The organism is Mycobacteroides sp. H003 (assembly GCF_001440135.1).
GTDB lineage: Bacteria > Actinomycetota > Actinomycetes > Mycobacteriales > Mycobacteriaceae > Mycobacterium > Mycobacterium gwanakae.
Genome location: NZ_LJYL01000034.1, coordinates 1,515,476 through 1,521,902, shown reverse-complemented (window position 1 = coordinate 1,521,902; position 6,427 = coordinate 1,515,476). Strand labels below are relative to the sequence as shown.

The 6,427-nt window shown below is 63.2% G+C and carries 7 protein-coding genes; 2 read left to right on the top strand and 5 right to left on the bottom strand.

The genetic code is table 11. The annotated features are described in order from the left end of the window. Both AOT87_RS27320 and AOT87_RS27315 read right to left on the bottom strand, forming a co-directional pair. The coding region (locus AOT87_RS27320; protein ID WP_131727335.1) for a PE domain-containing protein at positions 1-169 on the bottom strand (169 nt) is incomplete at its 3' end. 436 nt (positions 170-605) lie between these two features. Further along, positions 606-1,187, bottom strand: coding sequence for a TetR/AcrR family transcriptional regulator (locus AOT87_RS27315; RefSeq protein WP_057966667.1), 582 nt, complete (start codon positions 1,185-1,187; stop codon positions 606-608). 193 nt (positions 1,188-1,380) lie between these two features. On the opposite strand from AOT87_RS27315, the gene AOT87_RS27310 reads away from it, so the two are divergent. After that, the gene (locus AOT87_RS27310) at positions 1,381-2,874 is read left to right on the top strand and encodes an NAD(P)/FAD-dependent oxidoreductase (protein WP_057966666.1); all 1,494 of its coding nucleotides are present in this window, start codon (positions 1,381-1,383) and stop codon (positions 2,872-2,874) included. Beyond that, complete coding sequence (locus AOT87_RS27305) at positions 2,871-3,941, top strand: DUF6670 family protein (protein WP_057966665.1); 1,071 nt, start codon at positions 2,871-2,873, stop codon at positions 3,939-3,941. The genes AOT87_RS27310 and AOT87_RS27305 overlap by 4 nt, the downstream gene beginning before the upstream one ends. A gap of 18 nt (positions 3,942-3,959) precedes the next feature. On the opposite strand, the gene AOT87_RS27300 is transcribed toward AOT87_RS27305, so the two are convergent. The 3 genes from AOT87_RS27300 to AOT87_RS27290 are packed head-to-tail and all read right to left on the bottom strand — an operon-like array spanning position 3,960 to position 6,215. Further along, positions 3,960-4,397 (bottom strand): DUF350 domain-containing protein, encoded by a 438-nt coding sequence (locus AOT87_RS27300; protein ID WP_057966664.1) that lies wholly within the window; start codon positions 4,395-4,397, stop codon positions 3,960-3,962. 34 nt (positions 4,398-4,431) lie between these two features. Further along, positions 4,432-5,598 (bottom strand): glutathionylspermidine synthase family protein, encoded by a 1,167-nt coding sequence (locus AOT87_RS27295; RefSeq protein WP_030098152.1) that lies wholly within the window; start codon positions 5,596-5,598, stop codon positions 4,432-4,434. Next, positions 5,598-6,215: a hypothetical protein gene (locus AOT87_RS27290; protein WP_030098151.1), complete on the bottom strand. Its 618-nt coding sequence runs from the start codon at positions 6,213-6,215 to the stop codon at positions 5,598-5,600. Before AOT87_RS27290 ends, AOT87_RS27295 begins: the two co-directional genes overlap by 1 nt. Between the last annotated feature and the right edge of the window lie 212 nt (positions 6,216-6,427).

Here is a 6,427-nt window from a genome sequence, read left to right as displayed (position 1 = left end):
GGGCACTGAAACCGGCCGCGGTCTCCAACGACACCGGATCGGCCGCCGGCGGTACCACCGCACCGATCACCGGCGCGGCAGCAGCATGTGCGGCCGCCAAACGCGCGGTCAGCGCCTCCACCGCAGCACTAGTGGCAAGCAGACCTTCCGGAATGACATTCAGATTCATCGTGGGTACTCCCTTCCCTGAGCAGCATGCTCACTGATGAGCGAAGACGCGGCCTGGGCGCATCTGCGCGCACCGGCACGAGGAAACGTCCTCACCTGCAGGCGATTTGAAGTAGCTGTAAAGATCATTGGTGATCGACCAACCCTGCGAATCGATGACCGCATAAAGGGAAATTAGCATCGCCTAACACTGTTGTCGATAGTTCGCTCAATGCTGATTCACTAGTACTGAGCTGTTTCAATTAGAAACTTATAGGTTGCTGGAATCGATATTCGGCCCCATTGACGCCCCGCGCTTGGGTGTGAACTGCGCTTATTACGCCCTCGGTCTAGAAAAATCTCTCTAGTGCGCTAACGGCTAGGGCTCCGCGAATCACCGGACCACTGTGGCGCAAGTCACTAGCAACGACGCCCCCGTCGCGCCTCCGGCGTTGGGATCACCCAACCGGACGGTCGGACAGTGCCGAGAGAACTCTCCGTGCACGCGCCGCCATCTCATCGGCCGACCGCTCGGGGTGGTGCCACCACCACTGCACCAAGGCCGAAACCATGTTCTCCCAGACCAGCGTCGCGGCCGACAGGTCATCCTCATCACTCAGGCCCAAGGCACCGAGCGCCTCCGTCACCGCCGCTGCGGCCTGTTCACGCAGTACGGTTCGCTGGCGCCTAGCCGCATCCCGGGCTCGTCCGCGGGGCACTGTTCTGTCGTAGAGAACCGGCCAGTCGCTGCGCCGGTCCTCCAAGGTGGCGAAGATCGCCGTCAACACCGATTCAGCGACCTCCTTACCCGCGGACGATCCGGACAGCGCACCGCCGATTGCCGCGGCCAGCCGCTCCCCGGCCCTTTCGACACACGCGACGTAGAGATCTTCTTTGGACCCGAAATAGGCCAATACGAGGGCTTTCGATACCCCGGCACGGGCAGCGATCCCGTTCATGCTCGACGCCACGAAGGTCGATTCCCCGAACTCGTCCGCGGCGGCAGTCAAGATCCACTGCTCCCGCTCCTGCCGGGGCATTCCCTTGCTGCCGGACCGGACGGGTTGCACGCGTATGACGGTAGCGGAGTGCCCTCGCACGTTCCTGACGCATGCCACCTGTGCTCGCGATTCACACCAACGAAAGGATTGACCGCACGGTCACTTAGTCATATATTACCGAGCGGTCAATTCGTGACGCCGAAAGCCGTCGCAACGCAGAGAGGCGGTTGAAATGACGTCAGTAGCGATCATCGGTGCGGGTTTCTCGGGCCTGGCAGCAGCCATCGAGCTCCTTGCCGCGGGCCACGACGTCACCCTCTACGAGCGAGCCGAAGACGTCGGCGGCGTCTGGCGCGAGAACACCTACCCGGGCGCAGCCTGCGACGTACCGTCTGCCTACTACTGCTTTTCCTTCGACCCCAACCCCCGCTGGTCACGGCGGTATGCCCCGCAACCCGAGATTCTGAAGTATCTGCGCACGGCAGCGGACAAGTACGGGGTGCGCGAGCGAATTCGCTTTGGCACCGCCATCGTGTCCGCGTCCTTTGATGCGGACGCCGGCCGATGGTGTCTCGAGTCTTCCCACGGTGACCGCTTCTGGGCCGACGTCCTCGTGCCTGCCGTCGGGCAGCTGTCACGACCCACGCTCCCGGAAGTCCCGGGGCGTGAATCCTTCGCCGGCCCCTCGTTCCACTCCGCCCAGTGGGATGACACCGTGTCCCTTGCCGGAAAACGCGTCGCCGTCATCGGCACCGGCGCGAGCTCCATACAACTGGTGCCGGAGATCGCTCCGATCGTGCATTCTCTCAAGGTCTTTCAGCGCTCCGCGCCGTACATCGTGCCGCGCCCCGATTCGCCGCTCACGCGCCTGCACCATGTCCTGGCGTCTCGGATTCCCGCCACCCTGCGCGCGCAACGCCTAGGCTGGCAGGCACTCACCGAAGGATTCACCGGCGTGCTGCACTACTCGCCACTGTTATCGCGCGCCATGACCAGCATGTCCCGTGCCTTCATGCGATATCAGACCCGTGGCGACGCGGAACTTTTCGGCAAGGTCTGGCCGGACTACCCGTTGGGATGCAAGCGGGTGCTGTTCTCCAACACCTATCTGCCCGCCCTGCGCCGCGACAATGCCACGCTCATCACGGATTCGATCGCCGAGATCACTCCCGACGGAGTCTTATCCGCGACCGGCGAGCACCACGCCGCCGACATCATCATCTACGGAACGGGCTTCGCCGCAGGCGGTTTCCTCGATCATGTGACCATCACCGGACTCACCGGCACCGAGTTGCGTGAGCAATGGAGCCAGGGCGCACGTGCCTATCTCGGTATGGCGGTCCCGGGATTTCCCAACATGTTCCTCATGTACGGACCGAACACAAACCTCGGATCCGGTTCCATTGTGGCGATGCTCGAATGCCAGGCGGCATACATCCGCCAGGCCGTCAATGCCGTCGGCCCGGGTCTTGCCCTTGATGTCGACCCCGGCACCGAAGACGTGCACGACGCTGCGCTGCAGGCGCGTCTCGGCGGCGGTGTGTGGTCACGCTGCGAAAGCTGGTATGTGGGTCCCAACGGCCGGGTTACCACGAACTGGCCCGGTCTGGTCAGTGAATACCGGAGCCGCACCAAGGAATTCGCGATATCCGACTACCGTGTCCTACGGCCCGAATCCGGAAAACCGACTCGGCGTGCCGCAATGACCGACGGAGGGAATCGATGAACGGCCAGCCCATCTCCCGTGCACTGTCCCGCCTCATCGTGGACGGGCTCCTTCCCCGTATCGATCGCCGCCTCGAGGCGTCCCGAAAACCCTTCACCGACCAGTCCATCTTGCGACCGCACGCCAGTAGCGGCCCCTGGACGGCAACGCACTACGGCGTCTTCATCCCGGACCTGGACTCGCCGTATCGGTACCTGAACACCATGACCCTGATCGGCGCGATTGGCGCGGAACTGTTCGACAACGACTACCTGACCGTCGCCGATGCGCGGCATACCGCCACGGTCCTGTCCTCGACCGCATCTGGCGACCAGCATCACTACCGTGCCTACGACTCCCAGCGCGACTGCCTCTTCGCCCCAGATGGCAGCGTCTTGCGCTGGGGAGAGGACTTACAGATCGAGGTCGATTTCCCACGGGTAACCGTTCGCGGCCGTTACCAACACTTTTCAGCTGATATCGAGCTGACCGTCACCGATCAGGTCTCCTACTTCGTCAAGACCCCAATTTATGACCACCTGAGCCTGCTCGCCGAATACACGGGCGTCATCGCCGACACGACGGGAGCGACGGCGATCAACGGACTCGGCACCTTCGAGTACGCACGGTTCCTCAGCCATCAGTCGCTCACGCGGCGGGCGCTGCCCAGCCAACTCAAACTTCCCATCGACTTCTTCACCTATCAGATCATCGATCTGGGTAATCGAACCCAGGTGCTGCTCACCGATGTCCGCGCCCGCGGTGCCATCGCCTGCCGGCTGGCGCATGTACGTGTCCTGGGCAAGTCCACCGAGGTGTACACCAATGTCCGAATGGACGTCACCGAATACCGAGAGAAGCCGACGATCGACGAGCAGGGGCGTTCCATGCGGCTCCCTCGCCGCCTGAACTGGACCGTCCGCGACGACCACGGACACCTTGTTCTCGCTGTCGACGGGCTCGTCGACTCACCTCTGCGCTACGGCCATGGCCGGGGCTACGTGGGTGCCTACAGCTATACCGGTGAATACCAAGGTAATCCGGTAGGCGGTTCGGCCTACATGGAGTGGGTGGATACCGCGCGATAGGTGGCCCGCGGGTACGGACTACAGAATCGCGGCGGCGATGATCAGACCCACGGCCACGTAAGCCGCGGCGACGACGAGGGTCGCGGGTGCGAACCTCCTGTGCGCCAGCAGGTCTCCCACGTCCAGACCCACCACCCACTCGATCAACCTGATGCAGATCGTCTGGGCCGCGATACCGATAAGCCCGAATACCAACGCGCGCACCAGGCCCTCGGTGATGTTTCCCGAGGCCGTGTAGATCGCCAGCACGATCACGAATGCCTGTGAGAGAAGTCCCGCTGCGGTAATCACGGCAGCGTTGGGCAATCCCGCGCGGACCATCTGGCGCAGCGGGCCCGGAGTCGTCCAGTCCAGCACAAAGAATCCGATGACCATCATCGCGAAACCGACAGCCGCGTAAAGCCAGATCGCGGCCGCTCCATGAGCGACTATCGACCAGTACCCTGCTGCGCTCATGGTTGCCGTCCCCATCTCTCGTGTTCGGGTGTCGCTACTGAGGTGATATCCGGTGTGGAATGAACGCGGCGCCGTCGTCGGTGATCAGGCCTGCGGTCTCCCGGATACCCAGCCCTGCCGATTCGTCGCCGACAATCCAGGCACCCAGGGCCGGCCTCATACCGTCGAACTCCGGCAACGGGTCCAGCAGCTGGTAGACATAGCCTTCCTCACCGTAGACGCCGCCGGTGGCCGTCTCATAGCCCGCTCCCACCACCGTGATGTTGGCACCTTCCCGGCCCAGTTTTGGCTTGCGGACGTACTCGGTCAGTTCGTGTGGGCTGTCGACGTAGGCCGGAAGCAGATTGGGGTGGCCGGGGTACATCTCCCACAGCACCGCCAAGATCGCCTTGTTGCTCAACAGCGCTTTCCACAGGGGTTCGATCCACAGCGTCTCGGGCAGCAGGTCCAGGGCATGGCGGCCGAAGTCGTCGTCGACGATCCACTCCCATGGATACAGCTTGAAGATCGATTCGATCGGCGCCTCTTCCAGATCCACGAGACGGTTCAGATCGTGATCCCAGCCGATGTCCTCGATCGGCAGGCCCACCGTGTTGATGCCGGCCTCCGCTGCGCATTCCTGGAGATAGGCCAGGGTGACGTTGTCTTCACCGCTCTGGTCCGCCGATGACCACGTGAAATGTGTTTCAGCACCGGCTAGTTGCTTGCCGATCTGTTTCCAGCGCGCGACTAGTTGTTCATGCAGAGAGTTCCATTGGTCGTCTTCGGGGAACACCTCTGTCTTCCAGTGCCACTGCAGGATCGAAGCCTCCAGCAGCGAGGTGGGGGTATCGGCGTTGTACTCCAAGAGAACCGGCGGCCGTCGGCCGTCATAACGAAGATCAAAGCGCCCGTAAAGGTGTGGATCTCTTCTGCGCCAAGATTTTTCGATGTGTTCCCATGTCCATTCCGGCAGCCCGAAGTCTTGGTAGCGCCCGGTGAGGACAACGTGCTCGACGGCATCCAGGCACATGGAATGCAGTACTTCCACGGTCGCCTCGAGGGAGAGCACCTCGTCCATATCGAAGACGTAGTGCACCGACTCGTCCCAATAGGGACGGTCGCTGCCGTCTGCCATCCGCGCCGGTGTGCCGTAGCACATTCCTTGGGAGGCCACGATTTCTTCCCAGCCCGCGCGGGGCCGCGCATGCTCACGGCGCATCAGCTTCCCGAACTTCCCGAGCTGCTGGATCCGAAGCCACCTCGCGAGACCGACGGAGACCGGGAAACACTGCCCGAGTTATCGGATTTGGTGAGGGTGGTGCCCGAACTGGTTTTGGCTCTCGTGCCCCTGGGCAGCTCCACACTGCCGCCGGTCGCGATGGTGCCGATACCTCGGTTGTGTCCGCCGTAGTAGTAGCGATAGGGCGAACCGGCGTAGATGAACACGCCGCCCGAGGACGAAGCGGTGCCCCGCTCGCAGTACTCCTCGGGGGCCACGACATTGGAGCCGTCCTGCACGCAGGTCGCCTCGATGTCGTCATCACGGTCGATCACCGCGTAACCCACGGCCACCACCGCCGCGATACCGGCGACCACCATCGAACCCATCAGGACGTGGTTGCGGGTCCGGCGCCGTTCCTCGGCCTTCTGAGCCTGAACCTCTGCGAGCCTGCGCTCGGCTTCGCGCGTCCGGCGCGCCTTGTCGCGGGCCCGTGACTCGGCGACGGTGGGCGGCCGCGGCAGGGTGATACCTGGCTCCTGCCAGCGAACGGCGCCGCGCACCGGTGGCGGCTCGCGGTGTTCAGATTCTTCGTCGCCTAAGGACGAATCGGGCATCTCTTCCCCCTAGGACCCGAATCATAGGAAACACACTACGAATCAACTTACAGCAGCAGCCTCGAATGACGGCCTGTGCGGGAAACGTTGCAGCAAATACTCTGGCGCCAGCGTGCGGCACCCACGCCGACCGCCGTACGCGGCGGCTGCCCGAACCTGACGTCTCTACCAACAAACAAGAAGGCCGGAAACCCTCGGGTTTCCGGCCTTCT

Bases quoted from the DNA above. Each gene is read 5' to 3' on its own strand.
- AOT87_RS27315 (WP_057966667.1), bottom strand. From the start codon at position 1,187: ATGCCCCGGCAGGAGCGGGAGCAGTGGATCTTGACTGCCGCCGCGGAC.
- AOT87_RS27310 (WP_057966666.1), top strand. From the start codon at position 1,381: ATGACGTCAGTAGCGATCATCGGTGCGGGTTTCTCGGGCCTGGCAGCA.
- AOT87_RS27305 (WP_057966665.1), top strand. From the start codon at position 2,871: ATGAACGGCCAGCCCATCTCCCGTGCACTGTCCCGCCTCATCGTGGAC.
- AOT87_RS27300 (WP_057966664.1), bottom strand. From the start codon at position 4,397: ATGAGCGCAGCAGGGTACTGGTCGATAGTCGCTCATGGAGCGGCCGCG.
- AOT87_RS27295 (WP_030098152.1), bottom strand. From the start codon at position 5,598: ATGCGCCGTGAGCATGCGCGGCCCCGCGCGGGCTGGGAAGAAATCGTG.
- AOT87_RS27290 (WP_030098151.1), bottom strand. From the start codon at position 6,215: ATGCCCGATTCGTCCTTAGGCGACGAAGAATCTGAACACCGCGAGCCG.